The sequence below is a fragment of the Micrococcus sp. IITD107 genome, assembly GCF_041927415.1.
In the GTDB taxonomy this organism is placed as follows: Bacteria; Actinomycetota; Actinomycetes; order Actinomycetales; family Micrococcaceae; genus Citricoccus; species Citricoccus terreus.
In genome coordinates this window covers 649415-675592 of record NZ_JBHFFN010000001.1, presented here as the reverse complement: position 1 = coordinate 675592, position 26178 = coordinate 649415, and the positions used below count along the sequence as shown (strand labels likewise).

Annotated in this window: 27 protein-coding genes and 2 pseudogenes; 13 read left to right on the top strand and 16 right to left on the bottom strand. The window is 66.2% G+C overall.

Features of this window, described 5'->3' with window-relative positions; all coding sequences use genetic code 11:
* Positions 1 to 227: 227 nt before the first annotated feature.
* The 5 genes from coxB to ACEXHE_RS03215 all read left to right on the top strand — a co-directional run bounded on the left by coxB (position 228) and on the right by ACEXHE_RS03215 (position 6662).
* Positions 228 to 1076, top strand: coding sequence for a cytochrome c oxidase subunit II (gene coxB, locus ACEXHE_RS03235; protein WP_374784847.1), 849 nt, complete (start codon positions 228 to 230; stop codon positions 1074 to 1076).
* Complete coding sequence (gene ctaD / locus ACEXHE_RS03230) at positions 1076 to 2788, top strand: cytochrome c oxidase subunit I (protein WP_374784684.1); 1713 nt, start codon at positions 1076 to 1078, stop codon at positions 2786 to 2788. Before coxB ends, ctaD begins: the two co-directional genes overlap by 1 nt.
* Complete coding sequence (locus ACEXHE_RS03225; RefSeq protein WP_091696153.1) at positions 2785 to 3186, top strand: cytochrome c oxidase subunit 4; 402 nt, start codon at positions 2785 to 2787, stop codon at positions 3184 to 3186. The genes ctaD and ACEXHE_RS03225 overlap by 4 nt, the downstream gene beginning before the upstream one ends.
* 1155 nt (positions 3187 to 4341) lie before the next feature.
* Positions 4342 to 5916 carry an IS21 family transposase gene (gene istA, locus ACEXHE_RS03220; RefSeq protein WP_374784683.1) on the top strand — a complete coding sequence of 525 codons (1575 nt, stop codon included), beginning with the start codon at positions 4342 to 4344 and terminating at the stop codon, positions 5914 to 5916.
* Positions 5913 to 6662: an ATP-binding protein gene (locus tag ACEXHE_RS03215; protein ID WP_374784682.1), complete on the top strand. Its 750-nt coding sequence runs from the start codon at positions 5913 to 5915 to the stop codon at positions 6660 to 6662. The genes istA and ACEXHE_RS03215 overlap by 4 nt, the downstream gene beginning before the upstream one ends.
* Positions 6663 to 6776: 114 nt before the next feature.
* Here ACEXHE_RS03215 and ACEXHE_RS03210 read toward each other — a convergent pair.
* The 5 genes and pseudogenes from ACEXHE_RS03210 to ACEXHE_RS03190 form a co-directional block, all read right to left on the bottom strand.
* Positions 6777 to 7012, bottom strand: a pseudogene (locus tag ACEXHE_RS03210) (IS21 family transposase); the annotation flags it as partial.
* A 370-nt stretch (positions 7013 to 7382) separates the two neighbouring features.
* Entirely contained in the window at positions 7383 to 9053 is a 1671-nt protein-coding gene (locus tag ACEXHE_RS03205; protein ID WP_091696143.1) for a cytochrome bc complex cytochrome b subunit, read from the bottom strand.
* A 5-nt stretch (positions 9054 to 9058) separates the two neighbouring features.
* On the bottom strand, positions 9059 to 10138 hold the full coding sequence (locus ACEXHE_RS03200) for a ubiquinol-cytochrome c reductase iron-sulfur subunit (RefSeq protein ID WP_091696141.1): 1080 nt from the start codon (positions 10136 to 10138) through the stop codon (positions 9059 to 9061).
* 71 nt (positions 10139 to 10209) lie between these two features.
* Positions 10210 to 11013 (bottom strand): cytochrome c, encoded by an 804-nt coding sequence (locus ACEXHE_RS03195; RefSeq protein ID WP_356966422.1) that lies wholly within the window; start codon positions 11011 to 11013, stop codon positions 10210 to 10212.
* 94 nt (positions 11014 to 11107) lie between these two features.
* Positions 11108 to 11686, bottom strand: a complete 579-nt coding sequence (locus ACEXHE_RS03190; protein ID WP_281247570.1) for a heme-copper oxidase subunit III — start codon at positions 11684 to 11686, stop codon at positions 11108 to 11110.
* A 251-nt stretch (positions 11687 to 11937) separates the two neighbouring features.
* Between ACEXHE_RS03190 and trpD the strand changes: the two genes are divergently transcribed.
* The gene (trpD, locus tag ACEXHE_RS03185; RefSeq protein WP_374784681.1) at positions 11938 to 12984 is read left to right on the top strand and encodes an anthranilate phosphoribosyltransferase; all 1047 of its coding nucleotides are present in this window, start codon (positions 11938 to 11940) and stop codon (positions 12982 to 12984) included.
* A gap of 84 nt (positions 12985 to 13068) precedes the next feature.
* Here trpD and ACEXHE_RS03180 read toward each other — a convergent pair whose 3' ends face one another.
* From ACEXHE_RS03180 to ACEXHE_RS03150, 7 genes are all read right to left on the bottom strand, one after another.
* Positions 13069 to 13350, bottom strand: coding sequence for an Lrp/AsnC family transcriptional regulator (locus ACEXHE_RS03180; RefSeq protein WP_091696135.1), 282 nt, complete (start codon positions 13348 to 13350; stop codon positions 13069 to 13071).
* A gap of 92 nt (positions 13351 to 13442) precedes the next feature.
* Positions 13443 to 13853, bottom strand: a complete 411-nt coding sequence (locus tag ACEXHE_RS03175) for a DUF3054 domain-containing protein (protein WP_245760636.1) — start codon at positions 13851 to 13853, stop codon at positions 13443 to 13445.
* The gene (gene aroD / locus ACEXHE_RS03170; RefSeq protein ID WP_374784680.1) at positions 13850 to 14641 is read right to left on the bottom strand and encodes a type I 3-dehydroquinate dehydratase; all 792 of its coding nucleotides are present in this window, start codon (positions 14639 to 14641) and stop codon (positions 13850 to 13852) included. The genes ACEXHE_RS03175 and aroD overlap by 4 nt, the downstream gene beginning before the upstream one ends.
* Positions 14610 to 15599, bottom strand: a complete 990-nt coding sequence (locus ACEXHE_RS03165) for an N-acetylglucosamine-6-phosphate deacetylase (RefSeq protein ID WP_374784679.1) — start codon at positions 15597 to 15599, stop codon at positions 14610 to 14612. Before ACEXHE_RS03165 ends, aroD begins: the two co-directional genes overlap by 32 nt.
* Entirely contained in the window at positions 15596 to 16468 is an 873-nt protein-coding gene (locus tag ACEXHE_RS03160; protein WP_374784678.1) for a CapA family protein, read from the bottom strand. The genes ACEXHE_RS03165 and ACEXHE_RS03160 overlap by 4 nt, the downstream gene beginning before the upstream one ends.
* A 343-nt stretch (positions 16469 to 16811) precedes the next feature.
* Positions 16812 to 18293: an amidohydrolase gene (locus ACEXHE_RS03155; protein ID WP_374784677.1), complete on the bottom strand. Its 1482-nt coding sequence runs from the start codon at positions 18291 to 18293 to the stop codon at positions 16812 to 16814.
* Positions 18294 to 18455: 162 nt separating this feature from the next.
* Positions 18456 to 18701, bottom strand: a complete 246-nt coding sequence (locus tag ACEXHE_RS03150; RefSeq protein WP_374784676.1) for a hypothetical protein — start codon at positions 18699 to 18701, stop codon at positions 18456 to 18458.
* 183 nt (positions 18702 to 18884) lie between these two features.
* Between ACEXHE_RS03150 and ACEXHE_RS03145 the strand changes: the two genes are divergently transcribed.
* The 5 genes from ACEXHE_RS03145 to ACEXHE_RS03125 all read left to right on the top strand — a co-directional run bounded on the left by ACEXHE_RS03145 (position 18885) and on the right by ACEXHE_RS03125 (position 20957).
* Positions 18885 to 19394, top strand: coding sequence for a DUF2975 domain-containing protein (locus tag ACEXHE_RS03145; RefSeq protein ID WP_091696120.1), 510 nt, complete (start codon positions 18885 to 18887; stop codon positions 19392 to 19394).
* The gene (locus ACEXHE_RS03140) at positions 19395 to 19631 is read left to right on the top strand and encodes a helix-turn-helix domain-containing protein (RefSeq protein WP_374784675.1); all 237 of its coding nucleotides are present in this window, start codon (positions 19395 to 19397) and stop codon (positions 19629 to 19631) included.
* A gap of 356 nt (positions 19632 to 19987) precedes the next feature.
* Positions 19988 to 20209 carry a hypothetical protein gene (locus tag ACEXHE_RS03135; RefSeq protein ID WP_374784674.1) on the top strand — a complete coding sequence of 74 codons (222 nt, stop codon included), beginning with the start codon at positions 19988 to 19990 and terminating at the stop codon, positions 20207 to 20209.
* Positions 20206 to 20664: a DUF4913 domain-containing protein gene (locus ACEXHE_RS03130; RefSeq protein WP_374784673.1), complete on the top strand. Its 459-nt coding sequence runs from the start codon at positions 20206 to 20208 to the stop codon at positions 20662 to 20664. The genes ACEXHE_RS03135 and ACEXHE_RS03130 overlap by 4 nt, the downstream gene beginning before the upstream one ends.
* Before the next feature lie 71 nt (positions 20665 to 20735).
* Positions 20736 to 20957 (top strand): helix-turn-helix domain-containing protein, encoded by a 222-nt coding sequence (locus tag ACEXHE_RS03125; RefSeq protein WP_374784846.1) that lies wholly within the window; start codon positions 20736 to 20738, stop codon positions 20955 to 20957.
* A gap of 525 nt (positions 20958 to 21482) precedes the next feature.
* Here ACEXHE_RS03125 and ACEXHE_RS03120 read toward each other — a convergent pair.
* Together ACEXHE_RS03120 and ACEXHE_RS03115 are read right to left on the bottom strand one after the other, a co-directional pair.
* Positions 21483 to 22457 (bottom strand): arsenic resistance protein, encoded by a 975-nt coding sequence (locus ACEXHE_RS03120; RefSeq protein ID WP_374784672.1) that lies wholly within the window; start codon positions 22455 to 22457, stop codon positions 21483 to 21485.
* Positions 22454 to 22564, bottom strand: a pseudogene (locus tag ACEXHE_RS03115) (recombinase family protein); the annotation flags it as partial. The gene ACEXHE_RS03120 and the pseudogene ACEXHE_RS03115, both read right to left, overlap by 4 nt.
* 307 nt (positions 22565 to 22871) lie before the next feature.
* Here ACEXHE_RS03115 and ACEXHE_RS03110 point away from each other — a divergent pair.
* A complete protein-coding gene (locus tag ACEXHE_RS03110) occupies positions 22872 to 23585 on the top strand; it encodes an OBAP family protein (protein ID WP_374784671.1) in 714 nt (237 codons plus the stop codon).
* Between the two features lie 172 nt (positions 23586 to 23757).
* On the opposite strand, the gene ACEXHE_RS03105 is transcribed toward ACEXHE_RS03110, so the two are convergent.
* The gene (locus ACEXHE_RS03105; protein ID WP_374784670.1) at positions 23758 to 24711 is read right to left on the bottom strand and encodes a cation diffusion facilitator family transporter; all 954 of its coding nucleotides are present in this window, start codon (positions 24709 to 24711) and stop codon (positions 23758 to 23760) included.
* Complete coding sequence (locus tag ACEXHE_RS03100; RefSeq protein WP_374784669.1) at positions 24711 to 25088, bottom strand: ArsR/SmtB family transcription factor; 378 nt, start codon at positions 25086 to 25088, stop codon at positions 24711 to 24713. Before ACEXHE_RS03100 ends, ACEXHE_RS03105 begins: the two co-directional genes overlap by 1 nt.
* Before the next feature lie 234 nt (positions 25089 to 25322).
* Here ACEXHE_RS03100 and ACEXHE_RS03095 point away from each other — a divergent pair, with 234 nt between their 5' ends.
* Positions 25323 to 25784 carry a hypothetical protein gene (locus ACEXHE_RS03095; RefSeq protein ID WP_374784668.1) on the top strand — a complete coding sequence of 154 codons (462 nt, stop codon included), beginning with the start codon at positions 25323 to 25325 and terminating at the stop codon, positions 25782 to 25784.
* The last annotated feature ends 394 nt before the right edge of the window (positions 25785 to 26178 follow it).

Genomic DNA, 26178 nt, shown 5'->3' with positions numbered 1-26178 from the left:
ATGCCCGGAGACCCGCCGTTTCCATGTCATGGTCTCCCGAATGACCGGGGTAAGCTCTACAGTGAGTAGTAAACCTAGGGGCCGATCCATGACCTCTGTGAGCCGACTTCGGACGGCAGGCACGGAATGTGGCACGGCAATCGCACCGAGATGAAGAGGAAGGGCCGTCTGTGAGATCGCAGAATCAAGCCGGCAGCCGCGGTAGGCGTCTCCTGAAGGGGGGAGCGCTGGCCACCGTGGCCGCACTGGTCCTGACCGGGTGCTCTGAGCAGGTCCAGCGTGGCTGGCTGCCGGGCACGCGTGAGACCACCAACAACACCGCTCAGCTCACCGACCTGTGGGTCAACTCCTGGATCGCCGCTCTGGCTGTGGGCCTGGCGGCCTGGGGCATGATGCTGTGGTGCATGGTGGCCTACCGTCGCCGCAAGAATGAGCAGGGTTACCCCCGCCAGATCGCCTACAACGTGCCGATCGAGGCACTGTTCACGATCATCCCGATCATCATGGTCTTCACCCTGTGGGGCTTCACCGACCGCGTGCAGCGTTCCGTGAACGCCCCGGTAGATGACTCCCCGCTCGTGGTGTCCGTGTACGGCAAGCAGTGGTCCTGGGACTTCAACTACCAGTACGAGGGCCAGGAGAAGCACTACACCGGTGTCCAGGCCCAGCTGGACGGCACCGAGGGTGTGGAGGAGACTCTGCCGACCCTGTACCTGCCGGTCGATGTCCCCGTCACCTTCGAGCTGGAGTCGCGTGACGTCATCCACTCGTTCTGGATCCCTGCCTTCCTCCAGAAGCTGGACATGATCCCCGGCAAGACCAACTACCTGTACCTGACCCCGCAGGAAGTGGGCCAGTTCCAGGGCAAGTGCGCAGAGCTCTGCGGTGAGTACCACTCGGAGATGCTGTTCAACGTCGAGGTCGTGGAAGAGGACGAGTTCCAGCGCCAGCTCGATCAGATGGACGATGGCCTGCTGGAGTACGAGTACAGCCGTAACCCCAATGAGAACGATGGTGGCGCCACCCGCCAGGAGATCCCTCAGGGTGACCCGGAGATGGATCGGAGCAACGACTGATGACCACCTATGAGTACACGAGTGACGAAGGACGTGCTGCGGCACAGCCTCGTGTGGTTCCGGTCTCCAAGGGCAAGATCATTGTCAACTGGCTGACCTCTACCGACCACAAGACCATCGGGTACATGTACCTGATCACCTCCTTCCTGTTCTTCTGCATCGCGGGCGTGATGGCCCTGCTGATCCGTGCTGAGCTCTTCGAGCCCGGCATGCAGCTGCTGCAGACCAAGGAGCAGTACAACCAGCTGTTCACCATGCACGGCACGCTGATGCTGCTGATGTTCGCCACCCCACTGTTCGTGGGCTTCGCCAACGTCATCGTCCCGTTGCAGATCGGTGCACCGGATGTGTCCTTCCCGCGTCTGAACGCCCTGGCGTTCTGGTTCTTCCTGTTCGGCTCGCTGATCGCCACCGCTGGCTTCCTCACCCCGCAGGGTGCGGCCTCCTTCGGCTGGTTCGCCTACGCACCGCTGTCGAACACCACGTTCTCACCGGGTGTGGGCGGTGACCTCTGGGTCTTCGGCCTGGCATTGCAGGGCTTCGGCACCATCATGGGTGGCATCAACTTCATCACCACCATCATCACGATGCGCGCCCCGGGTATGACCATGTGGCGCATGCCGATCTTCACCTGGAACACCCTGATCACCGGTATCTTGATCCTGATGGCCTTCCCGCCGCTGGCAGCCGCCATCTTCGGCCTGGGCCTGGATCGTCGCTTCGGCGGACACATCTTCGATCCAGAAAATGGCGGCGCCATCCTCTGGCAGCACCTGTTCTGGTTCTTCGGACACCCTGAGGTGTACATCATTGCGCTGCCGTTCTTCGGCATCGTCTCCGAGATCCTGCCGGTCTTCAGCCGCAAGCCGATCTTCGGCTACAAGTCCCTGGTGTTCGCCACCACCGCCATCGCTGCCCTGTCCGTGACCGTGTGGGCACACCACATGTACGTCACCGGCTCAGTGCTGCTGCCGTTCTTCTCGCTGATGACCATGCTGATTGCGGTACCGACCGGCGTGAAATTCGTGAACTGGATCGGGACGATGTGGCGAGGGTCCATTACCTTCGAGAACCCCATGCTGTGGGCACTGGGCTTCATGGTGACCTTCCTCTTCGGTGGTCTGACCGGTGTCATCCTGGCTTCCCCGCCGCTGGACTTCCAGGTCTCGGACACCTACTTCGTGGTGGCACACTTCCACTACGTGGTCTTCGGAACCGTCGTGTTCGCGATGTTCGCCGGCTTCTTCTTCTGGTGGCCCAAGTTCACCGGCAAGATGCTCAACGAGCGCCTGGGCAAGATCCAGTTCTGGATGCTGTTCATCGGCTTCCACGGCACCTTCCTCATCCAGCACTGGCTGGGCGTCATGGGTATGCCTCGTCGTTACGCGGACTACATGGTCGAGGACGGCTTCACCCTGATGAACCAGTTCTCCACCGTCTTCTCTCTGCTGCTGGGCGCCTCGATGATCCCATTCTTCTGGAACGTGTACATCACGGCCCGCCACGGCAAGAAGGTCACGGTGGACGACCCCTGGGGCTTCGGTGGATCTCTGGAGTGGGCCACCTCCTGCCCGCCGCCGCGGCATAACTTCCACTCCCTGCCCCGCATCCGTTCCGAGCGTCCCGCTCTGGACCTGCATCACCCCGAGCTGCTGCCGTACTCCCCGCAGAACGAGCCGGAGCTCTTCGGACAGAAGGCGAGCGTCGAGTGAAAGCCAACATCAAGATCTTCGCGATCATCGGAGTCTTCTTCATCATCATCGCCACGATCTATGGCTTCTGGGTCCGCTGGACCGAGTGGGCTGGGATCCCCGCCATCTACGCCCTGGGCGGCATGGCACTGATGATCTCCTTCTACCTGTGGCTCACCGACCGCAAGTTCGGTGTCGGGCCCGCAGATGATGAGGACGGCGAGATCGAGCAGTACTCGGGCACCTACGGCAACTTCGCTCCGTGGAGCTGGTGGCCACTGGGCCTGGGTGCGGCCGCAGCCATCGTGGTCCTCGGCCTGGCCATCGATTGGTGGATCTTCTTCATGGGAGCCGGACTGGGCGTCTACTTCCTGGTGGGGTGGGTCTACGAGTACTCCCGCGGTCAGCACGCGCACTGATCATCTGAACTGAATCAGCAGGACATAGTCGGCTGTGGCCCCTCTACGGAGGGGCCACAGCCGTTTCTGGCGTCATGATGAGGAGACCTCCCTGCTTCCACGGGATTCAGATGGACCTGCATGGACCTAGGCCTGCGCGCTCCGTGAGCTGAACGTGCTTCAGCCATCGGGACGCCCCCTCGGTCTGCGCGGGGGCCCCGAATCCAAGCTGTGACCGGACAGTGATGACGAGAGGGCACACATGGGGGAGGTCGGCAGATGAACACTGGTGGGAGCGTCATGATCGGGCGCATGATGGAGCATGACACGCTACCTGGTCTCCTTTCGGAGCAACACGATGCGCCTGGCCCCAGGCGGGCTTGATGCCGTCATCGATTCCTCCCACCGAGTCATCCGCGAGGCTAAGGCAGCCGGTGTCCACCTGTTCAGCGGGGGAATCGACGAGAACGTTGATCCGGTCATGGTGCACTCTGATGGGAGCGTGACCGCAGACACCTCGGATCTGGATGGTGGATTCTGTGTCATCGAGGTCCCTACGCGGATCGAGGCGGAGAGGTGGGCGGCTCGCATCGCTCAAGGTTGCCCCGCGCCCCAAGAGCTCCGTGAGTTCGGGGAAGACCCGGAGGCATAAGGGCATCGACGACGGCCGTGATCTGACCGGTTCTGGTGGGTGTCCCTCGCGCTGGCCTCGCGCAACTGGCGGTTCTCCCGCCCTCAGCTGCTTGATGCGCTCCGTCTGCCTGGAGTGCACTGCCTGGCGTTCTGCGGTATCGATCTGGGCTGACGGACCCAGAGCGGCGAAGGGAGTTCCTTCCCGGTCCCCAGGCAGTCGCCGGCGCACTGACAGGCCTCATCAGGGTGGGGTACTCATCCGGGTGGTCCAGCACGAGGCTGGAGGCACGCCGTTTGATCTCCTCGGGAGTCCTCCTCGGCCTGCTCTGCATCTTCCAGACTCGAAGGAGCCCGTCATCACTCCGAGGACGGTTCACGACGAATGAATATTCGGCGTTCTGAGCGCCATCCGTATTGAGTTTGAGAGCCAGTGACTGCTTGAGACGTTGGGCGCCTTGAGAGCCATCGGTATTTTCGTTCAGAGCCACCTGCTTAGGCTCCTTCCGCTGGGTGTAAAGGGCACCCGGCGGAAGGAGCAATTCAATGGTAAGGAAGATCAAGGCCAAGCTCGTGCTGCAGTTACGGGCTGAGGGCCTGTCCGGGCGGGCGATCGCCGCGTCTCAGCAGATCTCGCGGAACAGTGTCGCCGAGGTGCTGGAGGCCGCCGACGCGGCCGGGGCGCGGTGGGACGACATCGCGGCACTCCCCGACGCGGAGGTGTATTCGCTGTTGTTCCCCGGCCGTGGGGAACACGAGAGTGTCTTCGCCGAGCCTGATTGGTCCCGGGTGCACCGGGAGATGGCCCGGGTAGGGGTGACGATGAGGTTGCTGCACGGCGAATACGTGGACCAGTGCGCTCAGGCGGGATCCCCGTCGATGGGCTATGACCGGTTCTGCAAGTCCTACCAGCGGCATGTGCTGGTCACCGGATTGGCCTCCCGGATCGGACACAAGGCCGGCCAGACGGTCGAGGTCGACTGGTCCGGGCCCACGATGCAGCTACTCAATCCGGCCACCGGAGAGTTGAGCCGGGTCTACTTGTTCGTGGGGTGCCTGCCGTATAGCCGGTACTCCTTCGTGGAGCCGACCCTGGATATGAAGCAGGACACCTGGCTGCGGGCGCATGTGGGCATGTTCGAGCACTTCTCCGGCTCGGTGCCGAGGATCGTGCCTGACAATCTGAAGACCGGGGTGATCAAGCACCCGAAGGAGGGCGAGATCGTCCTGAACGAGGCCTACCGGGAGATGGCGGCCCACTACTCCGCGGCTGTGCTCCCGGGACGGGTGAAGAAACCGAAGGACAAGGCCAGTGTGGAGAACACCGTGGCCCACGTGGCAACCTGGATCATCGCCGCCCTGCGCAAGCGGCAGTTCACCACGCTGGCCGAGCTCAAGGCTGCCATCGCCGTCCAGCTGAAGGCCTATAACGCGGAGCCGTTCCAGAAGCGCGCCGGCTCCCGCGCCTCGGTGTTTGAGTCGGAGGAGAAGGCGTTGCTGCGCCCGCTGCCGGCCGCCGCCTATGAGATCAGCCGCTGGGTCTACGGGCGCCGAGTAGCGCGCAACGGGCACGTGGCCTTCGCCCGGAACTACTACTCGGTGCCCTACCCACACGTCGGGGCCAAGGTCGACCTGCGGGTCACGGACACGATGCTGGAGGTCCACCGTGGCCATCAGCGGTTGGCCAGCCACCTGCTGGTGGCGGAGAACGTGGTGAATGAGTACCGCACCCACGACGCCGACCTGCCGGCCGGACCGAAGTACCGGCAGTGGGACGAGCACCGCGTCAGAGAATGGGCCGGGCGCATTGGACCATCGACGGTGACCGTGGTGGACAGGGTCTTCGAATCCGTTCCAGTGGCCGAGCAGGGCCTGAACCCGGCGCTGGCGGTGTTGCGGCTGACCCGCCGGTTCTCCGCCGAACGGGTGGAGGCGGCCTGCGGCATCGCGTTGGCCGGACCGATCCGCTCCCCGCGGTATGCCCACCTGCGCCCGATCCTGGACACCGGCCAAGACAGACCAGGAGCACTCTCCAGCAGCTCGCCCGGGACCCCGCCGGCCGAGGAGATCGGCGGTTACGTTCGTGGCGCCTCCTACTACGCGGTGGGAGGCACCCGATGAGCCGGATCGACACCGAGACCAAACGCAAGCTCCGTGAGATGGGCGCCACCGCCCTGCTGGAGTCCCTCGAGGCCCGGGACGAGACCCTGATGCTGGGCCTGGGCTTCGAGGACCAGGTCAGGCTCGTCGTGGACGAGGCCCACACCTCCTTCACCCATGCCAAGGTCGAGGGCCTGATCCGGCGGGCCGGACTGCGCTACCCCAACGCCGACCTACGCCGGGTGGACCTGCTCACCGAGCGCGGCCTGGACCAAGGGGTGATCGCCCAGCTCGGAACCTGCTCGTTCATTGACCGTCAGCAGAACGTCGTCTTCCAGGGCTTCACCGGCTCCGGGAAGTCCTATCTGGGGTGCGCGCTGGCCAAGCAGGCCTGCCAGCACCGGATCCGGGCGCACTACATCCGGATGCCGGACCTGGCCGAGGCATGGGCCCTGGCCCGGGACAAGCCCCACGGGCAGCAGACGTTCTTGAAGAAATACGCCGCGTTCACCCTGCTGGTCATCGATGAATGGCTCCTGGACCACCCGGACGAGGGGATGCGCAGCATGCTGCTGGAGCTGCTCGAGCGCCGGTATGGGAACACCTCGACGGTGTTCTGCACCCAGTACGCCCAGAAGGATTGGCACCAGCGACTTGGCTCCGGAGTCCACGCCGACGCCATCATGGACCGGATCGTGCACAACACCCTCTGGATCGAGACCGGTAGCTTCAACATGCGCGAACACACCGCGATGAACGGTCTCTAGAAACCGCCGTTGAGAGCCGGTGGCTCTGACCCCATCGGCCACCGGCTCTCAACGGCAATACAGGTGGCTCTGAAAGGCAATACTGGGTGGCTCCCAGACCCTCAAATACTCAACGAACAAGCGGCACTTCGTTATCGCCCCGTCCAGGACCACCCAGATTCCCCCGAAGTCCACCTCGGCCTCAGCAGCCGGCGCGTGCTCCTGCGGGACGAATGCCGCCATCCGGCGAACGGCCTCGACATCGATCTGCGCCACATCGATGCGCGCCCGATGCACCCGCACTGTAAGGCCCGCACCGTGGACTACGTCAGTTCCTCAGCCCCGTGCTCCTCGATCAGCCGGGCCAGAAGCAGCCAGCCTCCAGGCCACCCCTTGGCGCGGTGTGGGTTCCGGCAGGGCCGCCGACCCCAGGGCTTGAGGGACCGGTCTGCGGTGGACCCCATACCGGGCGGTCAATGCGCGAACGGCCACGAGAACCGCCCCAGGTGCCCGGCGAGTCACCCAGCCGGCCAGGGACAACCGTCCTCCTGGGGTCACCCACACCTGTCACAGTCACCGTGAGAGATGGTCCGGTGAACGTCTAGGACTCCACGAGGCGGTGGCATCGAACATGGGTGCGGTCACAGGAGGGTGAGTGTGTGGAACCGACAGATCTGGCCCTTCCAACGGCTGAGGCCCCGCACCAGATGGTACGGGGCCTCAGGGGCTCAGCGGAACTGATCAGCGATCGATGCCGTGCGCTCCATGGTCTGCCTCGACGGCGTCGTGGTGCCCATGAGCACGAGCGGCAGTCAGCTCATCCCGGGTCACGGGCTCGACACGCTCCTCGTAGAACCACTTGTTCAGCTTGGCGCGCTGCTTCTCGAGCCCGGAGACCTTGCCATCCTTGCCCGGCTGAGCGGGGACAGGGCGGCGGTTCTCGAAGCCGACCAGGCGGTAGAGCTCGTAGTCGGAGAGGTGCTCATGACGCTCACGGAACTCGCCCGCCGGAGTCATCTCGATGACGCCAGCCTCGCGGCCGTGCAGAGCGATCTCGCGATCCTTGCGCTGCAGTGCCAGGCAGATGCGACGCGTCACGATGAAGCCGATGATCGGCCCAGCGAAGTACAGGAATCGCAGGATGTACAGGACATCGTTGAGCGACATGTGGAAGTGGGTGGCGATGAGGTCCGAGGAGGCCGCAGCCCACATCACGCAGTAGAAGATGATGCCGGCTACGCCAGCGGCGGTGCGGAACGGGGCGTTGCGCGGACGGTCGAGCAGGTGGTGCTCGCGGTCGTCACGAGTGACCCAGCGCTCGATCCACGGCCAGACGATCATGCCGACCATCAGGATGCCCACGGGGATCATCGGCAGCAGCACACCCAAGGGGATGCTGTTGACGCCCCACGGGAACGGAATGTCCCACTTGAAGGAGAAGTCGCCGAGCACACCCGGCATCAGGCGCAGAGCGCCGTCGAACCAGCCGATGTACCAGTCCGGCTGGGTGCCAGCCTGGACGGGAGAGGGGTCGTACGGACCGTAGTTCCAGATCGCGTTGATGGTGAAGAAGCCTGCGAGCAGGGAGATCACACCGAACACGATGAAGAAGAAGCCACCGGCCTTGGCCGCGTACACCGGTCCGACGGGGTAGCCGACGACGTTGTCGTTGGTGCGTCCCGGGCCGGGGTACTGGGTGTGCTTGTGCACGACGACCATGAACAGGTGCACGACGATCAGCAACAGGATCGCAGCCGGCACGATCAGGATGTGCAGGACGTACAGACGGCCGATGACCGCGTAGCCGGGGAACTCCCCGCCGAACAGGAACATCGAGATGTACGAGCCGACCACCGGGATGGCCTTCAGGATGCCGTCGATGATGCGCAGGCCGTTGCCGGAGAGGACGTCGTCCGGCAGCGAGTAGCCAGTGAAGCCGGCAGCGAGGCCGGCCAGCAGCAGCAGGCAGCCCACGACCCAGTTGAGCTCACGCGGGCGACGGAACGCACCGGTGAAGAACACACGCAGCATGTGCACCGACATGGCCGCCACGAACAGCAGTGCCGCCCAGTGGTGGACCTGGCGCATGAACAGGCCGCCGCGGATGTCGAAGGAGATGTCCAGGGAGGAGGCGTAGGCCACCGACATCTCCAGGCCGTACAGAGGCTTGTAGGAGCCCTCGTACGTGGTGTGGGCCATGGAGGGATCGAAGAAGAAGGTCAGGAAGGTGCCCGACAGCAACAGGATGACGAAGCTGTAGAGGGCGACCTCACCGAACATGAACGACCAGTGATCGGGGAAGATCTTCCGGCCGAACTCCTTGACCATGGGGGAGACCCCCATGCGGGTGTCCACGAAGTTCGAGATGCGTCCGGTACGCGTTGCCGCGCTGTACTCAGTGGTTGTGCTCATGTTGATCAGCCACGCTCCCAGTAGACGGGACCCACGGGCTCCTGGAAGTCGCTGCGCGCGACCAGGAAGCCCTCTTCATTGACGGTGATGGGCAGCTGCGGCAGCGCGTGGCTCGCCGGGCCGAAGACCACCTTGGCCTCGCGCGTCACGTCGAAGGTCGACTGGTGGCACGGGCACAGCAGGTGATGGGTGTGCTGCTCGTACAGGGCCACGGGGCAACCGACGTGCGTGCAGATCTTGGAGTAGGCGACGATGCCGTCCACGTTCCAGTCTTCACGACCTTCAGAGACCTCCAGCTTGTCCGGGTCCAGACGCATGAGCAGGACCACAGCCTTGGCCTTCTCGTTCAGCTTGCCGTACTGCAGCTCGTTCAGACCTTCGGGGATGACGTGGAAGGCCGAGCCGATGGTCACGTCCGAGGCTTTGATCGGGGTGCCGGAGGGGTCACGGACCAGGCGCACACCCTCATCCCACATGGTGTGGCGGAAGCGCTCGACGCCGAAGTTCTCGGCGGCCAGGTCGCTGCGGTTGTCGGTGTCATCCAGATCGCGGAAGATCGCGATGGCCGGAAGCGGGGCCAGGGCGACGGCGCCGATCAGGGTGTTGCGCAGCAGCGGACGACGCTTGATCTGGGACTCCTCGAGGATGTCCTCGATGATGCCCTGGGCATCGGCACGGTCGGCCTCAGTGCGGACCTCGTGACGCTGCTCGACCATCTCGTGGTCCGGCATCAGGGTCTTGGCCCAGTGCACGATGCCCACGCCGATGCCGAGCATGGCGAAGGCGGTACCCAGACCCAGCAGCATGTTCTGCAGACGCAGGGTCTCTGCGGCGGTGTCCGGCCCGACCTGGCCGATCACGAAGTAGCCGACGAAGAAGAGGATGGTGCCCAGGATGGACAGCAAGAACAGGAACGCCACCTGGCGCTCGGCCTTCTTTGCGGCCCTGGGGTCTTCGTCAGCCAGTCGCGGACGGTGCGGAGGGAGTCCGGGGTTGTCGATGGCGTACGTGCCCGAGTCCTCCACACCGGCGTGCTCGACGGCGTCCGAGTGGTGCCCCGGACCCCCGTAGCCTTGCTCGCCCATAGATCTCAATCCTTTGCTTCGAGTGATGTTGACGTTGTGTGCGATCGGCGCCCCCACGGCGCCGGATCAGGTCAGGAGGACCGCGAGGTCAGCCAGACCATGAAGCCGATCAGGATGCCGAGGCCGGCGGTCCAGATGAACAGGCCCTCAGAGACCGGACCCAGCGAGCCCAGTGCGGCACCGCCCGGGGAGGGGTTGGCCTCGATGGTCTTCAGGAAGGCGATGACGTCGCGCTTGTCCTCAGGGGTGAGGTTGGCGTCGGAGAAGACCGGCATGTTCTGCGGACCGGTGGCCATGGCCTCGTAGATGTGCTTCTCGCTGACGTCGGCCAGGCCAGGGGCGAACTTGCCGCGGGTCAGAGCACCACCGGCGGCGGCGGCGTTGTGGCACATGGCGCAGTTCACGCGGAACAGTTCACCACCGCGGGCGATGTTGACGTCCTCGTGGTCGGTGTCCAGGTACTCGTCCTCGGGGACAGCCGGGCCGGCGCCCAGGGAGGCGACGTAGGCGGAGAGCTGCGCGGTCTGCTCATCGTTGAACTGAGCCGGCTTCTTCTGAGCCTGGGGACCCTGCATCTGCATCGGCATGCGGCCTGTGCCGACCTGGAAGTCCACGGAGGCTGCGCCGACGCCCACCAGAGTGGGACCGTCCTCGGTGCCGACGGCGTCGAAGCCGTGGCATGTGGCGCAGTTGGCGTTGAAGAGCTTCTCGCCCTCACTGATGTCCTCGGCGCTGTAGCTGGTGCCGGAGGTGGCGGCCTGTGCCTGATTCATGGTGCTGGCCAGGGCGTACATTCCGCCGGTGAGCAGAAGTCCCAGGACCAGCAGCACCACACCCGCGAAGGGGTGGCGGCGGTTCTGTGCGAGTGCCTTCACTGGATGGTTCCTAACGTGTTGTGACCGAAGCTGGTGTGACGGTTCCGTCTCCGGTCGGCCTGATCAAGGTGCGAGCGTCCCGGTGACGTTCGGGTTACTTCAAGAAGTAGACGATCGCGAACAGCACGATCCAGACGACATCCACGAAGTGCCAGTAGTACGAGACGACGATGGCCGAGGTGGCCTCGTGGTGCCCGAAGCGCTTGGCCAGGAAGGCGCGCCCGATGATGAAGAGGAAGGCGATCAGACCGCCGGTCACGTGGATCGCGTGGAAGCCGGTGGTGATGTAGAACGCGGAGCCGTAGGCGTGTGCCCCGACGGTCACGCCCTCGGAGAAGAGCACCGCGTACTCATAGGACTGCACGGCCACGAAGACCGCGCCCATGATGAAGGTGAGGATGAACCACTCGACCATGCCCCAGCGCTTGAAGGCGAAGATGCCTCCGGTGCGGCGCGGCTGGAGACGCTCTGCGGCGAACACGCCGAACTGAGCCGTCACTGAGGAGAGCACCAGGATGATGGTGTTCACCAACGCGAGGTTGACGTTGAGGATCGCCGTGTTCTCGGCCCACAGTTCCGGGGAGGTGGAGCGCAGGGTGAAGTACATGGCGAAAAGGCCGCCGAAGAACATGAGCTCGGATGCCAGCCAGACCATGGTGCCGATGGAGACCATGTTCGGGCGGCTCGGGAGCCCCGCGGCATGCTGGGGGAGGGTATGGGTTGCAGTCGTCACCCGCCCATTATGGCCCGAAAACTCCCCAGGCCACCAATGCGTCGAACGTGTCGGCGTGCCTCGGACATTCCCGCCTTCGGGGCATCTCACCGAACTCGCCCGGATTTCCAAGGTTTTCCTCAGGAATCGACCCCCTCGACACAGCCGGACCCGGTGCAGAAATAGCCGCCGGCGGGGTCTACCATGGCGGCGTGAAGACTCCTGCCTCAGAACTGACCTGGCCGTACATCTTCCAACGCCTGCTCGGGCGGGAGGACCTCTCTCAGGACGAGGCGGCGTGGGCCATGCGCGAGATCATGGCCGGTGCCGCCACCGATGCCCAGATCGCCGGTTTCCTCATCGCCCTGTCTGCCAAGGGGGAGACCGTGGCAGAGCTGTTGGGCCTGACGGAGGTCATGCTGGACCACGCCGTGGCACTGGACATCCCCGGAGAGACCCTGGACATCGTCGGTACCGGAGGTGACCGCCTGGGCACTGTGAACATCTCCACCATGTCCTCCCTGGTCGCTGTGGGTGCAGGTGCCACCGTGGTCAAGCACGGCAACCGCGGTGCCTCGTCCACCGCGGGTGCGGCCGATGTCATCGAAGCTCTGGGCGTGGACCTCTCCCTGAGCGTGGACAAGGTCATCCAGTGCGCCACTGAGGCGCACATCACCTTCCTCTTCGCCCAGGGCTACCATCCGTCCATGAAGTATGTGGCCCCCGCGCGCAAGCAGCTGGGCGTGCCCACTGCGTTCAACTACCTGGGACCTCTCTCCAACCCCGCACGTGTGAAGGCTCAGGCCCTGGGCTGTGCCAGTGAGCGCATGGCGCCCCTGCTGGCTGGGGTGCTGGCCGACCGCGGCATGCGCGGCCTGGTGTTCCGGGGCAGCGACGGCCGGGACAAGATCACCACGTCGGGACCCTCCACGATCTTCGAAGTGCGCAACGGCTCGGTGCAGGAGCACCAGCTGCAGCCCCAGGACTTCGGAATCCCCCTGGCGGCGGTGGAGGACCTGGCCGGTCAGGACGGTGTCCACAACGCGAGCATCGTGCGCAGCCTGCTGGCGGGGGAGAAGGGACCGGTCCGTGATGCCGTGCTGCTCAACGCCGCCGCCGGTCTGACGGCCGCGGACACCCAGGCCGAGAGGCACCTGTTCGAGCGGATCGCCGCGAACATGGAGCGGGCACAGGAGTCCATCGACTCCGGGGCCGCCGCACGTGTCCTGGAGGACTGGGTGCGCGTCTCGCGCTCCTGAGCTGAGCCCGCACAGACCGAAGGCCACCCGGCACGTGCAGGGTGGCCTTCGTGGTCAGGGAGAGCAATGGAGTCGGCGCGGCGCTCAGGAGTCGAATCCCAGCGCGAACCCCTCCTCCAGGTCGTGCTGGGAGTAGGCGCGGAAGGCGAGCATGGTCTCGGTGTCTCGGATGCCCTCGACCTTGGAGAGCCGATCGGAGATGGTGTCGGCCAGCTGGTCATACTCGCGCACGCGCACCATGGCCACCAGGTCCCAGACACCGGTCACGGAGTACACCGCAGTGATGTTCTCCAGGTCCGCGAGCTCGGTGGCGCATTCGGGGATACGGGTCGGATCGGTCTTGATCATCACGAATGCGGTCACCATGGCGGTTCCTCCTGGTCTTGACGTACAGGTCCCGACGACGGCTGGTCGCCGCAGCGGGAGGGGCGCCTCCCAGCGGGGGAGGCACGGTCAGTCTAGGACGCGCGGTCGGTCCGGCTGCGGCGCCGCAGCACTGTGACCAGGCGGCGGCCCAGCAGCAGCACCAACAGGGTTCCCGCGGCCACGAGCTGGAAGGCCAGCGCAGCGGTCTGATCGAACAGGCTCACGCGCAGCAGCAGCCCGCCGAGCACGGTGATCATCCAGCTGAGCACACCGGCCGGCCAGATCTGATGCCAGGTGTTCCAGTGCCGGGTCACCGCGGCGGCCACCAGCAGGGCGATCAGGAACGGTGCGGCGGTGCCCAGCACTCCGGCCAGATCCAGGCTGGAGTCATGGGACCGGCGTCCCAGTGCGGCGAACGCGATCACCAGGACGGCGTCGATCCCCAGGGTGATCCAGGGCCAGGCAGTGGAACGGTTTCTCTGGCCGGTGTGACTCATGGTCATCGATCTTCCCCCTGGGGGGCCTGCTGGGCGTCCAGGACGGCGATCACGGTCTCCACGGGCAGCTGTCCCGGTGCAGAGACCTGCCCGATGGAGGCAAACGTGGCGGCGGATCCGAACAGGCCTCCGCAGAGTCGGGAGGGCGTTCCCTGGGCCCCCATGGACATGGTGATGATCGGCCGGCTCATCCGTTCGGCAGCCGTCAGGGTGGACTCGAGCAGCGTCAGGACGTCCTGAGGGGTGTGCGGCATGACGGCGATCTTCAGCACGTCCGCCCCGGTGGCCTCCATCTCGGCCAGGTGGCCCAGGATCTGTGGGGCTGACGGGGTGCGCTGGAAGTCGTGGTGGGAGGCGATCACCGTGGTCTCGGAGGCCTGTGCGGTCTGGATGGCCTGCCGGGCAGTGGAACAACGGTGCTCCACGTCCACCGCATCCACTGCGGCGCAGGCGCTCAGTGCGGCCACCAGGTCCAGGTACTGCTGATCCGAGACCTCTGCCGCACCACCCTCCGCCGCCGTTCGCACGGTGGCCAGCAACGGGATGCCGCCAGCGGTCTGACGCACACGCGTCGCCAGCGCCGTCAGGTCATCCGCGCTGCGCTGGGCGTGGTCGTCCAGCAGGTCCACCCGCCACTCCACCAGGTCGATCCGCTCGGTGAGCGGATGCTCGGCCACCGCCTGCGCCTGGCGCATCAGCTCGTCTTCACTGGCGCCCGTCAGCGGCACGATCACCGCAGTGTGTCCCGAGACCAGCGTGCGCTCACCGATCGTCACGGTGCTGCTTGGATCCACGGTCGCCTCCTTCATCCTGCTGACCCTGGGGGTCGGCCATCACTGTACCGGCACCCACCGGGAGCCGAAGCCCCAGGGCGCGGGCCGGCGCCGTGGTGGTGGCGTGCCGGATGGCGGCGGCACTGATGCCGATGCTCTCCAGGTGCGCCGCCGCTCGGTCCATGGTCAGGGTGCTGCCGGCCAGGATCTCGGTGCCCGCCAGCACCGCCCGTCCCTCCAGCACGCTCAGGGTGCGATCGCCCAGACGGTGGGTGCCGCCGGTGCATCCGGTGGGGGAGAGTGCGTCCGTCACCACGGCGATCCGCTCTGGCGCGGCGATGAAGAGCAGCCGGAGCAGCGGGGCGTGGACGTGGACGCCGTCGGCGATCACCTCCAGCGTCACCTCGGGCGTGTCCAGTGCTGCGGCCACCGGTCCTGGCGCACGGTGATGCAGTCCAGGCATGGCATTGAACGCGTGGGTGAGCAGGGTGGCTCCGACTTGGAAGGCGCCCCGGGCCTGCGCATAGTCGGCCCCGGTGTGCCCGACGGCGGCGCGCACCCCCGCCGCGGTCAGGTCCCGGATGGCCTGCAGGGCACCGGGCAGCTCCGGGGCGAGGGTGACCTGACGGAGCAGTCCGTCTCCAGCTCCCAGGAGGCGATCGACGAGGTCGGCAGTGGGGGAGACCAGATGGGCTGGATCGTGGGCACCGCGATGGCTGGCCGCCAGGAACGGGCCCTCCAGATGCACTCCGGCCAGGATGGTGTCCGGGCGCGCACGTCGGTAGGCCGCCAACGCACTGAGCTGGGCCTCCAGGCGGTCGATCGGGGCGCTGACCAGCGAGGCCACCAGGGCTCCGGTCCCGTGCCGCGCGTGCAGCTCCAACGCCGGCGTGGGGTCCGTCTCCCCGTTGATCTCGACCCCGGCCCCGCCATGGCAGTGGATGTCCACGAACGCGCCTGGGGACCGGTGCGGATTCATTCGCGCTCCCGCAGCCCTTCGACCCCCAGGGCGCGGATGGCCTGGCGGGTGCGGTGGGCGGAGGCGGCGAAGCGCTCTGCCAGCTCGGGGTGGTCGTCCCAGGCGTCGGGGATCAGGTGCAGACGGGCCCGCTGGGTGCGGTCCATGCTCAGTCCCTGGATCATGGTGGGGGCGAATTCGGCGTCGGTGACGGTGAACCCGCCCTCGGGCTGTTCGGTGAACGTCAGCTCCACGATCGCGCCGTCGTAGGTCCCGGGGCGGCCGGACTCCTGCAGGGCCATCATATTGCCGGTCCCGTAGACCACCCAGACTCCGTTGACGATGTCCACCGGCTGCACCCAGTGCGCGTGCTGACCGAAGATCACATCCACCTCACCGGAGGCGGTGACCTGCTCCGCGAAGCGCTGCTGCTGGCGGTCCGGCATGGTCTGGGAGACGATCGCCACCTTCACGCCCTGGTCCGTGGTGTGGATGAACGGGCGCTCGGCCTCCTCTTGGGTGCGGTAGGCGCCGGTGGCCTCGACTCCTGCCGCCTCCAGAGTGTCCAGAGTGCGCACGAGTCCCTCGAACCCCACGTCCAGGGTGTGGTTCGAGGCGGTGGTGCAGACATCGAAGCCCAGCTCGGCGATGGTGTCCGCGATCTGCGGCGGAGCGGAGAAGTCCGGGTAGCTGGTGTAGGGACCTCCCTCGGGCGCGAACGGCACCTCCGCTTGGCAGACGGCCACATCGGCGGCGCTGATGTACTCCTGAATGTCCTCCAGCTGAGGCAGGAAGTCCATCTCACCGTTGCCCGTGTCCTGGGCATCCATCTCCGCGACCTCCCACAGGGGGGAGTGCCAGAGCAGGTCGCCGGAGACGTTCAGGGTCATGGTGCGCGGCTCGGCAGGTTCAGTCGAGGACGGGGCCGCGGACGGGGATGCCGCAGACGGACGACCCGACGACGGCGCCGTTGCCGAGGCATTCGCCTCACCAGAGGCGAGGGCCGAAGGCGGGGAGGAAGAGTCGTCCTCGGGTGTCACGGCGCAGCCGGTCGCCAGGAGAGCGACAGTGAGCAGGGCGGCACCGCTGCGCCCACTCCTGCGGTGGGCAGAGGACGCGCAGGATGAAGTCACCGATCCATCGTGACACAGCGGCGCCGTCTGACCGGCATCCACCCGCATGATCGCGCGCAGACTCACGGCAGCATGATGCTCGGATCGGTGACGACGTGGTTCAGAGGCTGCCAGCGACCAGTCGTCCGCCGACGACGGTGGCGGTGACGCGCACCGACTCGATCTGCTCGGCGGGGACCGTGTACAGGTCCTCCGAGAGCACCACGAAGTCCGCGAGCTTGCCGGGGGAGAGGGTGCCGAGGTCCGCTTCCCGGTGGACGGCCCGTGCGCTGCCCACGGTGTAGGCACGCACGGCCTGCTCCACGGTGATCCGCTCGGCAGGCACGAAGTCTGCACCGGAGGAGGTCTGACGGTTCACCAGTGCGGCGCTGTTCAGGATCGGGTCGGCACTGACCACGGAGACGTGTTCCAGGCGGTGCCGGGCGTCGGGGCGGGGTCGGATCTGCTGGGCCTCCTCGATGATGTCCATCACCACATCCAGGGCGGCGTCGCCGATGGCGTGGATGGCCAGCTGCCAGCCCGCCAGGTGGGCACCGATGAGACGCTCGCGCAGATCGGACTCGGGGAACTGCAACAGCCCCTTGTTCTCCCGCCCCTGGTCCAGATCAGCCTGGTAGTCGCAGCACATGTAGGCCGAGCGCCCGATCAGGGAGCCGTCGGAGATGACCTTGGTGGGTCCGATCCGCAGCCGGTCATCACCCATGCCCGAGCGCAGACCCAGATCCAGCGTGTAGAGCGGATGGCCTTCCTGCTCGGTCTCGCCCACGCGGTGCAGCGTGGTCAGATAGGGCATGACGGTGGCGCGCACGCCCAGCCGGCCCTGCTCCTGGGCGATCTGGAACCCGGCCAGGTCGAACCGAGACATGCCGATGTGATCCGGCGCGCCGATCCCGGGCTCCACGATCGAGGTGATGCCCAGCTTGAGCACCTCCTCCGAGCCCGCGGCCACCATGTCCGCCACGTCCTGGGCGGTGTTGGCCGGGATGTGGTCCATCACCAGGGACCTGGCCGTCTCCTGCAGGAGCCCTTCGGCCTGGCCGCTCTCGCTGGAAGGCACGGCGCCGCCGTCGGGAACGGGGACGTCACGGCGCTCCGGGAAGCCGGCGATCTCGAAGGCCTTCGTGTTGGCCACGCCGATGTGGCGGGAGTTGTGGATCAGGTAGACGGGGTGGCCGTGGCTGACCTCGTCCAGCTGCTCGGCGGTGGGGTGCTCGCCCAGCCGGTTCTGGTCGTAACCCTGGCCGATCACCCAGCTGCCTTCCGGCGCGTCTGCGGCGAACGCATCCACCGCGGCCAGCAGCTCCTCCATGGAGGAGACGGCGCTGGGGCGCAGGTCGATCTGCATGCTGGCCTGGCCGATATGGGTCAGGTGGCAGTGGGCGCCCTGGAAGCCCGGCACGACGGCGGCGCCTCCCAGGTCGTGGACCTCGCGGAGGGCGGTGGCCGGCAGATCCTCATCGAGGCTGACGATCCGACCCTGGTGGACGCCGACGGCGTGAGCGGTGGGACGCTCGGGATCCTGGGTGTGGAAGACACCGTTCGTGAAGAGGACGTCGAAGACGGGGGTGATTTGGGAGCACATGTGAGGCTCCGATCCTGGTCAGGGGAGGCGGAGCGTGGCGTCGAGTCCCGCAAGGGATCGGAGGCCCGCCTGCCGCATCGGTGTTCACTCCCGTATCTCGCACAGACTACGGGGTGGCCGGTCAGGTGACTCGCGTCAGGGCAGGGGAGTGACCTGTGTCCTTCAGACCCTGTGGCGCTCCAGGACGGTGCCGGTGCTGCCGAAGAGCACGCCGAGCGCGCCACCCACGATGATCATCAGCCAGTTCTCGTGGGCCACGGCGAAAGCAGCGCCGAGGACCAGGCCGACGACGATGTGGAGCATCAGTCGGTCGGCAGAGCTGACGCCGCCTGCGGGCGCGGGTGCCGTCCGATCGGTCTGGAGGTCGCTGTGCTGAACGGTGCTGGTGGTGGCGTCGGCGGTGAGCATGACTCCATCCTGTCCGGGGACGGGCCCCGCGCGGATCCTCCGAACGGACCGTATCGCCACCCGGTCACCTCATCCTCGAGGATGAGGTGGTACATCCGGGGGAGGACAAGACTGGTCATCGGTATCGATAAACAATAGATTGTTCTCGAGAAGCGGTGGGTTCCAGTGAGAGGTCGATGTGTGATGGATGTCCGACGAGGCAGGCAAGGCACCAGCGCCAGGCTCTCCGTGCTGGGGTGCAAGGCGACGATCGCCGTGGTGTTCCTGGCGGTCCTGTGGGCGCAGGTGTTCGTAATCCCGCGGGTGCTGCGGGATGTGGTCGGGATGTGGAGCGCCCAGCGCGTCCTCGACCTGAGCCTGGTGGGAGCGGTCACGGTGGTCGTGGGGACGTTGGCCGCCCAGGTGGTGCTGGTGTGCATGTGGCGCCTGCTGACGCGCGTGCGGCAGTCCACGGTGTTCGAGGCCCGCTCGTTCCGCGAGGTGGACGTCATCATCGGGTGCATGGCCGTGGTGACACTGTGCCTGCTGACCGCGGGCGTCGCCCTGGCACCCGGAGACGCGGCACCGGGGATCGTGCTGATGTTCGGCGTGGCAGGCGTGGCCGCTGGGGGAGCGGCGGTGCTGATGGTGGTCATGCGCATGCTCCTGACGCAGGCGGTGGAGATGCGCGCGGAGCTGGCGGAGGTGATCTGAGTGCCGATCGTGGTGGACATCGACGTCATGCTCGCCCGGCGCAAGATGCCCGTGGGGGAGCTGGCCCAGAGAGTGGGCATCACGCCGGCGAACCTGGCTGTGTTGAAGAACGGTCGAGCCAAGGCGGTCCGGTTCTCCACACTGGAGGCACTGTGCGAGGTGCTGCAGTGCCAGCCCGGCGATCTGCTGCGATGGGAGCCGGACGCGAGAGGCCAGTCGCCCTCAGGGACGGGCTGAACCGGCGACGATGATGCAGACGGCAACAGGGGAGTCGCCTTTCCCGAGATCTCGGTTACTGCAGTGGGTGAACTGATCGTGGACTGTCAGGTAAGCATCTATCTGTTACCAATGACTAGGAGAAGTGCCAAGTAGTTGCGAACAAGCGGCGAGCCTTCGCTTCGCAAGTAGTTGGCATGATCCGATCCAGTGCCGGCCTGCTCCTAACTACCCCATCACGAACGTGGTAGAGAGGCAAGGGAACATGAGCAGGCAACGCTGCGGAAACTAGAGAACCTGGATACAGTCCAGGCGCATGCAGAATCCCGTCACTACGCACCGTCTCCCAACAACTGCACCGCGAACGCATCCTGGATGTGGCCGACCTTGCAGGCATGCCCAAGGGCCGGGCCGTGGTCCTGGCCTCGGGCAATCGCCCGACCCTGATCCGCACCCAGCCCTGGTACACCGGCCCGCACGCCGAGGCCGTGAAGGCGTCCATCGCTGCGCACGACCCGCAGGCCACTCAAACGATCCGCGAGGCCGAGGACGAACAGCAAGCCGTGGAAGTCAGCAACCGGACCAGGGGGGCCTCGTGAGCGACTGGGGCGAGGACGACTACGACGGCATCCAAGCCCAGCCCAGCGAGCCGGAGCCGACTGAACCTCCGGCCGAAGAACCGACGCTGTACTACGGGTCCGTGGATGAGTTCGTGCGCGAGTACCTGCGCCACGTCTATCGGCGGGCGATCAACGGGCGCAGCCGCGTCTGGGCGGCCCGCTGGTGGGAGTACGACGAAGCGGTGATCCGCCTCGAAGCGCTCTGGCGTGCCTGGGAGCACCCACGCCTAGACCCGGCCACCGGCATGAGCGTGTGGTTCCGCGACCACGCCGATCCGCACATGGCCGTGCTCATGGACCCCGACGGACCGTTCGCGGCCGCCGACGCCAACACCGAGACCAACCACGCCCGCAAGGGCCAGCCGCTGCCGTACCAGGCCCCACCCGAGGGCCTGTTTCCCGACGTCCGTGAAGCGGGCCGTGAATCAGCGTGAGTCTCGCGCCTTAGAGTGCGTCGAGGTGTGCTCTGCGGGGCCAGGCTCGTATGTGAAGACTGTGGAGGGTGATGATGAACGATCCGACGGCCGTTGATTCCTTGCTGGAGGGCCAGCCCGATCTGCTGACCACCGATGAAATCTGCACAATCATGCGCGTCAGTCAGGGCACCGTGCTGCGGTGGATGAAGGACCAGAAGCTGCCCGTGATCTCGGTGGGACCCAGACTGCGCCGGGTACAACAGGAACACTTCCGCGAGTGGTTGTTGCAAGCCGACGAGATCAAAGACTGAGTGCTGAGATCCTGCGAAGGAGAAGGAGTCACCCCACGGTCTCGGTGAGGAACTGAACCGGGCGGGGCGCCAGTCTTGAGCGCGGGGGGAGCGATGAGGCACCGTGTGTTCATTCCCGTCTAAGACCCGCCTTCACAATAGTGTCCAAGCGCCGGTTTGGGACCCACTCTGACGGCATACTTCCGTTGGCTCTATGGGTGTAAAAGAAGGCATACCCGCCCTGACACCTTAAATCCGGCATTGCCTTTACTAGAGAGGCCGGAGGAACGGTTATGGGTGCATGTCGATTTCAGAAGTGGCCGGCACGGATTTCAGAAGTCGGCTGCACGAACCGCCAAGATCCTGCCTCAACAAAGGTTCTATAGCCTGAACTCATGGAAATGGCCTGTGCAGATTGTGGATGTGTGGTCCAACGCGGCATGATCGTGCACGCCTGCGATCGCCATCCAAGTTGTTGCTGCCGGGACGTGCCGGTCGCGCAAGTCAGCGACACTGCGGGCGAATAGCACCCGTCGTGATGGGAGCTCAACGCGTCGGCGACGGCGTCGGGCGGTGCGTGACGACCCGGGGAATGAGTCGGACGTAAGTGACCATGCCGACGAACTCGACCAGTGTCTGAGTGACCACGACGACCCCGACCAGGGACAGCGAGTCGGGCAGGGCCAGGGCGAGGGGCAGTATGACCAACGAGTTGCGGGTCGCCCCGGAGAAAACCAACGCCCGGGACGCCGGTGCATCCTGTCTGAAGACCCGGCCGGTGAGGATGCCCAGCGGGACCATAACGACCAGGAAGGCGACATAGACCGGGATGACCCGCAGCAGCGAGGACAGGTCTGCCCGGACGGCGTCGATCTGCGAGGCCACCACGACGGTGAGGGTCACCATCATCAACGGCACCATCAGCGCCTCCATTAGATCCATCACCCGCCGGGCCGCGGCGGAGCGTGCGGCCAAGAACTGGGTGATCGCGGCCAGGGCCAGGGGTATGACGATCAGCAACAGGAACGCCTCGATGAACGGGGCCACGTCGATGACGTCGAACAGTTCCGGTCCCATGAACAGGCCCAGGTAGACCGGTAGCAGCAGCATCTGCACGAGCATCAGCAGCGGGGCCGCGGCCAGCAGTCGGTCGTGGGCGGCTCCGGCCAGTCCGGAGAAGACGATGACGTAGTCGATGCACGGGGTCAGCAGGACCAGCAACACCCCCAGCAGCAGGGCCTGGTCGTCGGCGATGAACCGGGAGAGTCCGTAGACCACGACCGGGACGACGGCGAAGTTCAGCACCAGCAGTCCGGCCAGGAACCGGCCATCGCGCAGTGCCCGGCCGAGCCGGGTCAGCGGCACGCCCAAGAACGTGGCGTACAGCAGGATCATCAGCGCCGGGTTGATCGCCTGCTCCAAGCCCGGGGCGGTGGAGGGGGCGAGCAGTCCGAACGCGGCGCCGGCTCCCAGCGCCACCAGGTACAAGGGGATCCGCCATCGTTCCAGCCAGCCGATCATGAACTTCCTTTCCGGGCGAGGACCTTGCGTCCATCCTCGCGCAGCTGCCCGGTCGGCGAGACGTGCCGGTAGAGGGTCTGCCGGGTGATCCCCAGCTCCTGGCACAGGGCAGGGCATACCCGCTTGGACACTCGATCCTGACTGGCAGCGGCTGAAGTCGGCTGCATGGATATAAGGAGTCACCGGCACGAACTGTAACTTTGTGAATGCTAGGACTGTCCATAAGGGGACCCCTCACCGACACGCCAGCGACTGCCATCCCTGGTAGCGAGGCGCTCCGGGCATAGTTCAGGGAAGTGTGTGCCCACGCCGGCCGTACTTGGGTCGGCGAGTCAGCGCCACAGCCATTGCGTGTGCTTGGGCCGCGCAGTAGACAGGGAGCACTGGCACGGCCTCGAGGATGGGAAGATCGCCATGAGCAGCAAGGTGCGCCAGAGTCCGACCACCCCGGCGGGTCAGGGGAAAGGGGCAGGACTGGCGGCGCTGGAGCAGGGAGCGAACCTCTTCCAGGGAACCGCCCCGCTGAAGGACTTCGATGTCTACGTCGTTGGGTTCCATCCGGCCATGGACGACCCGCAGATGCAGATGGAGGCCCACCACTACTGCCGGGTGGTCAACGACGACTTCATCCAGTGTGTTCTCTTCGACGGCAACACCCGCGAGGCTAACCTCATCGGCATCGAGTACATCGTGTCCGAAGCGCTCTACCGGACCCTGCCGGAGCAGGAGCGCAGTTACTGGCATCCGCACAACTTTGAGATCCTCTCCGGACAGCTTGTCGCCCCGGGACTGCCCGATGTCGCCGAGAAGGCCTTCATGAAAAGACTGCTCAACAGCTACGGCAAGACGTGGCACACCTGGCACACCGGCCGGCACGACGGCGATCCGGGTCACCCGTTGCCGATGGGCGACCCGATGCTCATGTGGTCCTTCAACCGGGACGGTGAGTGTGATCCGTCGCTGGAGCAGAACCGGGAGGAGGCGATGGGATTGGACACCGTCAAGACGCGGGGCGAACGTCAGTCCTTCGTCTCCGAGGCGCATCCTCAGGAAGGTGTGAACAGGATGCGTGATCAGTTCACCGGGACCTCACCGATCCCCGGCGTCGTGGACGTCGAGGACGCTTGAGTCTGTCGCATGACAGCGGAGGAAGGTGCCGACAGGGGATTGACAGTCTCCGGCGTCGAGCCGGCCGTTGAATCCAGCAGCGATGAGATCGGGCTTGTCAAGGCTCTAGTCAGGATGCCGCTTGACTGGCAAAGAAGAGTTTGGACATCCGGGCATGGACGCGGTGTGGGCCTCAGGCGTGGCGCACGGAGGCGGCCTCCTGGTCCCGCAGGGCGGTGGTCTCCAGTTGGATGGTGGCGTGGTCGAACGAGACGGGGAAGTGCTCCTTGACGCAGGCGAGGACTTTTTCCAGGATTCGCGGGGCGTGGCCGGACTCGAAGCACCGGTCGTCGACGACGACGTGGGCGGAGAGCACCGGCAGGCCGGTGCCGATCATCGAGGCGTGCAGGTCGTGCACGTCTCGGACGTGCTCCAGGCCCAGGATGTGTTCGCGGACCTCGTCGAGGTCCACGCCCTGGGGGGTGAACTCCATCAGCACCCGCACCGTCTCGCGCAGCAGTGAGAAGGCGCGCGGCACGATCAGGGCGGCGATGAATAGGGCGGCGATGGTGTCGGCCTGCTGGAAGCCGGTGGTGTTGATGACGATCGCCGCGACGATCACCCCCACGGATCCCAGGGCGTCGTTGAGGACCTCCAGGAAGGCCGCGCGCATGTTGAAGTTCGCCCCCCGGCTGGAGGCCAGCACCGCGATGGCTGCGACGTTGGCGACCAGCCCGATGACGCCGAAGACCAGCAACTCGGTGCCGGGCACCTGCGCGGGTTCGAACAGTCGACGGATGCCCTCGACGGCGGCGTAGGTGCCGACCACCAGCAGCAGCGCCGCCTGGCCCAGGGCGGCGATGACCTCGATCCGGGCAAAGCCCCAGGTGCGGGAGCTGCTGGGCGGGCGCAGCATCATGGTCGCGGCGATGAGAGCCACGAGCAATCCCGAGGCGTCGCTCACGGCGTGGGCGGTGTCGGTCAGCAGCGCCAGGCTGCCGGTGACCACGCTGCCGACCGCCTGGGCCAGAACAATGATCGCGGTCAGGCCGAAGGCGATCAACAGTCGGGTGCGCATCCCTCGATCGGCTTGCTGCGGCACCTGACCGTGGCTGTGGCTCTGGCCGTGCTGGTGTCCGGCGCCCATCAGCCCTCCTCGGTGATCAGTGCGTCGTGGTCGTGGTGATCGCGCAGGGACAGCGACACCCCGGAGGCCCCCAGCAGCGCGTCCGCGCCCTGCATCAGATCGGCCAACCGGGACGGATCGGCCAGACAGAACCACGAGGACCGGCCCTCGGCACGCACCCTGACCAGGCCGCAGTCCCGCAAGCAGGCCAGGTGCTTGCTCACCGTCGACTGCGCCAGGTGCATGTGATCCACCAGGTCCCGGACCCGGTGCTCACCGCTGGCCAGGTGCTCCAGCAACGCCAGCCGAGTCGGTTCGGCCAGCGCATGGAACAACGCCGCGTAGGCGCCGCGGTCCTCGAACCCCGAGGGCTCGTCACGGATCGGATATATCGTCATACAACGATGATAGCCACAACCGGCGATTTGACAAGGTTGAGAACGCTACGATCGGCGTGCCGTCGGGGCGCCCGCCTTGCCCGAAGCCCGGGGGCGCCCTCAGGGCCGGGGCGCTCAGGCCGGTGAGCGTGACCTACGGCACCAGCGCCGTGCGCAGGAGTGGCGGACCCGCGACCGCCCGGGGCGCGCGACCAGCGGTCCTCCCGGACCAGACAGTCGGGAGACAATGGAGTCATGTACGCGCCGATCGACCTCCAGACCCCTCTCGTCACCCAATGGGTCGGCACGCTCGTGGCCATCGTGGGGCTGGCGGTCCTCGCCCACGGGCTGTGGCGCCGCAAGCGTTACCAGGCCCACTTGGACGACGAGGACGCCCGCTTCGCCGGACCGGACCGGACGAAGGATGCCGTCCGTGAGGTGTTCGCGGGGGCGGGGGTCCTCGTCATCGGCCTGGCGGCTGTCGCCTATGCGGTCTACGGAGACATCACCTCGCAGAACAACATCCAGGAGAACGTCGCCAAGAAATACGGGGTCGAATCGGTGGAGGACAAGGGGTGGCGCGGCAATGCGCTGCGCGCCGACGTCACCATGCCGGACGGCACCGTCCACCGGGACGTCCAAATCATCTTCGAGGACTCCGGCGAACCACAGATCAGCCGCGACCTGAGCGGCCCCGCCACCGACGGCACCGAGTAGGCCACACCGGGCGTCCGCGTTGGCTCCCGGGCACCCCGTGGCCAGGCCACGGCCCCAGCATGATCCGACCTCCACGTACCACCTGCAGCTCAGCGCGGCTGCCACGGGCGGACATACCCCATTGCCGTTCACGTCGGAGGCCGGAGGGTCGGGCCCGGGGGCGCGGCCGGTGGGGGCCGCAGTAGACAGTAGGCCTCGCCTCACCGCTGGACACGACAGAGCGGGATAGCGCCGGTGGGGAACAGCACGCAGGCGGCGCCATCATCGCCCGGCCCTGCCGCCCAGTGCCGTGGACCGGGGGACAACTGGTGGGCAGGCAGCCTGCGCCAGCCCGGCACCACCACCGACTCGAGGCAGGGCGGTCCGGCGGTGTCCCTGGATAGCAGGACGGACG

Excerpts from the sequence above, each read along its gene's own strand:
- ctaD (WP_374784684.1), top strand. The coding sequence starts at position 1,076 with ATGACCACCTATGAGTACACGAGTGACGAAGGACGTGCTGCGGCACAG.
- istA (WP_374784683.1), top strand. The coding sequence starts at position 4,342 with ATGGTAAGGAAGATCAAGGCCAAGCTCGTGCTGCAGTTACGGGCTGAG.
- ACEXHE_RS03215 (WP_374784682.1), top strand. The coding sequence starts at position 5,913 with ATGAGCCGGATCGACACCGAGACCAAACGCAAGCTCCGTGAGATGGGC.
- ACEXHE_RS03205 (WP_091696143.1), bottom strand. The coding sequence starts at position 9,053 with ATGAGCACAACCACTGAGTACAGCGCGGCAACGCGTACCGGACGCATC.
- ACEXHE_RS03200 (WP_091696141.1), bottom strand. The coding sequence starts at position 10,138 with ATGGGCGAGCAAGGCTACGGGGGTCCGGGGCACCACTCGGACGCCGTC.
- ACEXHE_RS03190 (WP_281247570.1), bottom strand. The coding sequence starts at position 11,686 with ATGGTCTCCATCGGCACCATGGTCTGGCTGGCATCCGAGCTCATGTTC.
- ACEXHE_RS03180 (WP_091696135.1), bottom strand. The coding sequence starts at position 13,350 with ATGGTGACCGCATTCGTGATGATCAAGACCGATCCGACCCGTATCCCC.
- ACEXHE_RS03175 (WP_245760636.1), bottom strand. The coding sequence starts at position 13,853 with ATGACCATGAGTCACACCGGCCAGAGAAACCGTTCCACTGCCTGGCCC.
- ACEXHE_RS03165 (WP_374784679.1), bottom strand. The coding sequence starts at position 15,599 with ATGAATCCGCACCGGTCCCCAGGCGCGTTCGTGGACATCCACTGCCAT.
- ACEXHE_RS03160 (WP_374784678.1), bottom strand. The coding sequence starts at position 16,468 with ATGACCCTGAACGTCTCCGGCGACCTGCTCTGGCACTCCCCCCTGTGG.
- ACEXHE_RS03155 (WP_374784677.1), bottom strand. The coding sequence starts at position 18,293 with ATGTGCTCCCAAATCACCCCCGTCTTCGACGTCCTCTTCACGAACGGT.
- ACEXHE_RS03150 (WP_374784676.1), bottom strand. The coding sequence starts at position 18,701 with ATGCTCACCGCCGACGCCACCACCAGCACCGTTCAGCACAGCGACCTC.
- ACEXHE_RS03145 (WP_091696120.1), top strand. The coding sequence starts at position 18,885 with ATGGATGTCCGACGAGGCAGGCAAGGCACCAGCGCCAGGCTCTCCGTG.
- ACEXHE_RS03125 (WP_374784846.1), top strand. The coding sequence starts at position 20,736 with ATGATGAACGATCCGACGGCCGTTGATTCCTTGCTGGAGGGCCAGCCC.
- ACEXHE_RS03120 (WP_374784672.1), bottom strand. The coding sequence starts at position 22,457 with ATGATCGGCTGGCTGGAACGATGGCGGATCCCCTTGTACCTGGTGGCG.
- ACEXHE_RS03110 (WP_374784671.1), top strand. The coding sequence starts at position 22,872 with ATGAGCAGCAAGGTGCGCCAGAGTCCGACCACCCCGGCGGGTCAGGGG.
- ACEXHE_RS03105 (WP_374784670.1), bottom strand. The coding sequence starts at position 24,711 with ATGGGCGCCGGACACCAGCACGGCCAGAGCCACAGCCACGGTCAGGTG.
- ACEXHE_RS03100 (WP_374784669.1), bottom strand. The coding sequence starts at position 25,088 with ATGACGATATATCCGATCCGTGACGAGCCCTCGGGGTTCGAGGACCGC.
- ACEXHE_RS03095 (WP_374784668.1), top strand. The coding sequence starts at position 25,323 with ATGTACGCGCCGATCGACCTCCAGACCCCTCTCGTCACCCAATGGGTC.